Annotated in this window: 2 protein-coding genes; both read right to left on the reverse strand. The window is 69.6% G+C overall.

Annotated elements, in window-relative coordinates:
* Positions 1-300: 300 nt before the first annotated feature.
* The gene (locus GONAM_RS17885; RefSeq protein WP_006868167.1) at positions 301-3,090 is read right to left on the reverse strand and encodes a sacsin N-terminal ATP-binding-like domain-containing protein; all 2,790 of its coding nucleotides are present in this window, start codon (positions 3,088-3,090) and stop codon (positions 301-303) included.
* 16 nt (positions 3,091-3,106) lie between these two features.
* The gene (locus GONAM_RS17890) at positions 3,107-3,895 is read right to left on the reverse strand and encodes a DUF3027 domain-containing protein (protein ID WP_040536870.1); all 789 of its coding nucleotides are present in this window, start codon (positions 3,893-3,895) and stop codon (positions 3,107-3,109) included.
* Between the last annotated feature and the right edge of the window lie 247 nt (positions 3,896-4,142).

The raw sequence follows: 4,142 nt of genomic DNA on the forward strand, positions 1-4,142 counted from the left end.
GCGGTTGGTGCGGAGCGTTGAATTGTCGCCAACCCTTCGTGGCTCGTCGCTAACGCTCCTCGCACCTCAGGGAGCAAGTAGTCGCGGCTTGTTCGCTAACGCTCCTCGCACCTCAGGGAGCAAGCGGTCGCCGCTTGTTAGCTAACGCTCCTCGCATCTCAGGGAGCAAATGGTCACGCCTTGTTCGCTAACGCTCCTCGCACCTCAGGGAGCAAATGGTCGCGGCTCATCGCATCGCCCCTCGCACCTTAGCGAGCAGGTGGTTAAGCCCAAACGATGTCGCGCGACTTCGGTCCGTCCTCAGGATTCTGGGGCCGTGCGGCGTTCGAGGTGCGTGACCCCGTCCTCGACCCACCACCGCACTCGGGCCTCGCGCCGAGAGCCGGCGTCGCGCAGGCTGATCCACAGCTCGTCGTGCAACCGCACCTGTCCGCGCGGTACCTCGACCCCGCGTTCGGCGCCGAACCGCACCGCTTCGGGGTGGGCCCAGGTCGCAGCGTCACCGGGGTCGCGGACGGTTGCGGTGTACTCCTCGGACGCGAGCGGCAGGTCGAGCAGTGTCGCGAGAGTCTCGGCGTCGGCCGCGGTCACCGTCGGTCCGGCGAGGACTGTCTCCCCATCCGACAGAGCCTGTAGGAACCACGGCTGGTCGACGACCACGGCACGATCGGTGACGGTGCCGGCGATCGTCCGGACCCGTTCGGGGACCTCGACATCCGCCGGATCGATGCCACCGCGACGGCACGCCACGACCATGGCGGCGTGCACCGTCACCGCGGCGCCCGCCGTGATGTCCCGGTCGGGGTCGCCGAGACGGGTGAGCAACAACGCCGCGTCGTCGGCGGTGTCGGGCTCGAGGCGTGCGAGAGCGCCTACCAGTGCATCGGCATGCGGATGGTCGAGCGGGTCGATGATCCCGGCGAGGATCTCGTCCGACGGGGCGCGGTACTCCCCCAGCAGCAATCCGTCCACCTCGGCGTGCCGTCGCAACCACCAGGCGGTGTACCCGTCGCGGTCGGCGAGCAGCGGTGCGATGGCCTCGTCGGTCGCCATCATGGTCAGCGCCTCGGGCCAGGACCGGTCGTCGATCAGATCGAGATCGCGGACCGCCGTGAGTCTTTCGGGTGCGTCGGGCAGCGTGTCCCACCAGTCCTCCTCGTCGGGGAGGTCGTGGTCGGGTCCGACCGGCAGTTCGTCGACCACCGTGAGGAAACCCCACCCGACACCCAGACGCCGCAGCTCGTCTGCGCCACACTCGGATACGACTTCGGCATCGACGACGCCGAACGGATGGTCTTCGACGAGGACACCCAGCAGCGGACTGTCGGGGAGCAGGAGTTCGTCCGCGGGACGGAACTCGCCGTCGGTGTCGAGCAGCGGCAGGGTGGCCAGCCACGGCGGCACGGCCGCATCCGGATCGGCGCGCAGGACTGCACAGATCTCGGCGGCCAACCCGTCGTCGCCGGCCAAGTCATCGTCCACAGCAGAGTCGAGGTCGACGTCTTCGACCAACACCCGCAACGCCGGGTCGGCCAGTGCGTCGGTGACCGAGAGTTCCTGCACGCCCAGACGTTCCAAGAGCGAATGGCGGGCCTCGGGATGGACGGTGGGAATCCAGCGCATCGGCGTGGCGATGCGGTCACTCACGAACAGGCCACGCACCCCGACCGACATCCGCCCGTCAGACCGCGGGATCGGCAGCGCACCCAGTTCCTCGACCTCGCGTCCCGTCGACACGAGCGGCGCGAGCGCCTCATACAGGTCGTGCCACCACGACGGCTCGTGCTGTAGTCCGCCGAGTCGCTCGGCCAGCCCCGCCAACCCGAGTTCCTCGACCCCAAGTCGGCCCAGCGCCGGAAGATACTGGGCGAGAGAGATATCGGGGTGGACGAGATCCGCGAAGTGTTCGGACAACATCTCCGCCAGGCGATCGGTCAACCCGATCAGGACCACGGCCCGCGACGGCAGCAACGGCTCGTCGTCCGCGCCCGGCAGCCACGCGGTGTCGCGAAGTTGCACGCGTACGGCCTCGATCAGCCTGGCATCATCACGATTTCGCGCAAGGTGAAGCTCCGGTACGAGCTGTAACCGGCGAACCGGGTCGACCAGGAGCAACAGGTCGACGTAACCGGCTGCGGCATCGCCGATCTCGGCTCCCGGATGTAGGTGTCGACGGTCCGGGGTGAGCGCGAGGTCGGTGATGCACCGACACGGCAGGCTCAGTTCGATGTCGGTGGGCGTGGGAGCGCGCAGCACATCGTGCTCGGGTGCGCGACCGTTGTCTGCGTCGACGAGCCAGCGCGTCCCGCCGCGGGTCACCTCCAACCAGCGCCGAGTCGACGCCGAGCCGGCACCGTCATCCACGGACACGGTGACGATCGCAGAGGAGGCCTGATCGTCTTCGACCGCGGGCCCGGTGGACCGCTCGACCGAGACCTCCACACCGTCGACGGTGATCCGCTGCAGCGCGGCGAGTTCCACAACCAGATCGGGTGCTTGCGCGAGCATCGCCTCGATCAGCGGACCCGCCGGCTCCCGGAGACTCAGGACCACCTCGGTGTCGAACCCGTTGGCGAGCCCGACCTCCGACGGCCACACGAGTCGCAGAACCGGGACGGCGTCACCCGGGAGACCGGCGTCCCGAACGGCTTCCACGGTGGCGGCGCGGTCGAAGACGACCGACCCGGTGCGCGAACGGATCTCGATGCGGTCGGCGACCGTCGCCGTGGCGGTGAACCCGACGCCGAATCGGCCGATCTGACCGTCGGCGGGCGCCTTGGCCGACACGCGCAGCGCCGCGAGCGAGCGAACACCCTCGACGCTCAGCGGCTCACCGGTGTTCGCGACATGCAGCTCGCCATCGGAGACCCACACCGCGAGCTCCCCCGCGATCCCCGCCGCGGCTGCGGCATCTGCGGCATTGGCGGCGAGTTCGGTGAGCAACCGGTCGCGGTATCCGACGGTCACCAGATCAGACTCGGCGGCGGCATCCTCGGCGAGACGGGTCGGCGAGGCGATCCAGGCGTCGAGCGTCGACGACCGCAGTGCGGCGGTGTCGAACGGGTCTGGGCCGAACGGATCGGCGCTCATCGGCGTGGGGTGTCGTTCAGGAGCGGGCCGGTTCGGCGTCTCGGGTGACCGAGACGACCTCGAGGGCGCCATCGTCGTAGGCGTCATATGCGGGTGAACCCTCACCCTTGGGCGCCTGGACATCGGAGTGTGCGCCGCAGCCGTACTCGGCGGAGACCACCCGGCCGTCGGCCGCGTATTCGTTTGCGCAGACGCCGAATCCGGCGCGCAGCGCACCCGCGAGGGGCACGTAGAAACCACAGGTCCAACACGTGTACGGAGCGGCCTGCGCCATCTCCGACGACGGTCCGAAATCGCCGTCGTACCAGCGCTGCGCGGCGTCGGCGCGACCGTCGCGGCTCAGCAGCCGGCGTCGGCCGAGGCCGATCTCGCCGGCGATCTGACCGATCTCGTCGGGGTCCTCGGACTCGGAGTCGAAGCGGAACTCGTCGCCGGTGTCGATCTGGTTGGGGACCAGACGGGGATCGTCGGGCTCCGCGGCCAGCAGATCGCCGGGCGCGAGGTCACCGGAGGCGACACGCTCGGCCCACGGCACCCACGGCGGGGCGAGCAGCGAGCCCTCACCCGGCAGCAACACGACCTCACTGAGGGTGATCTCGTCGCTGCCCGGGGACCCGGCCAGCACGACGCACCACTGCCATCCGCGATAGCCTGCGAGCTCGGCGTCGAAGTAATGTGCAGCGGCCCACTCGCCCTCGGCGACGCTGCGCCGATGCGCGCCGGGCTGCTGTCCTTCGTCGACCAGCGCGGCTCGTGCGATGTCGACGGCCGCCAGCAGTCGTCCGCCCTCACTTACGTCAGTCACGCATCCAGTGTGCAATATCGCCGACGTGTGCCACACAACGCCCCGGTTCAAGCGGCACCGGCCCGAGATGAGGAACAATCGTGGGCGTGATCCCACGGAGTTCCCGACACGACGATGGGCGCGGGGCCCCCAGGGGTCCGGCGAGCCAACATCCTCGACCGCCGACAGACGATCGCGGCCGGCGCGCCGCGCAGCACCCCGGGTCGGCCAACTACCCGGCCGACGAGACCCGTCAGATGCGCGGCCG

It is taken from the genome of Gordonia namibiensis NBRC 108229 (assembly GCF_000298235.1).
Classification (GTDB): Bacteria; Actinomycetota; Actinomycetes; order Mycobacteriales; family Mycobacteriaceae; genus Gordonia; species Gordonia namibiensis.

What these genes read in the sequence shown, in the direction of transcription:
- GONAM_RS17885 (WP_006868167.1), bottom strand. Translation starts at nt 3,090, where the DNA reads ATGAGCGCCGATCCGTTCGGCCCAGACCCGTTCGACACCGCCGCACTG.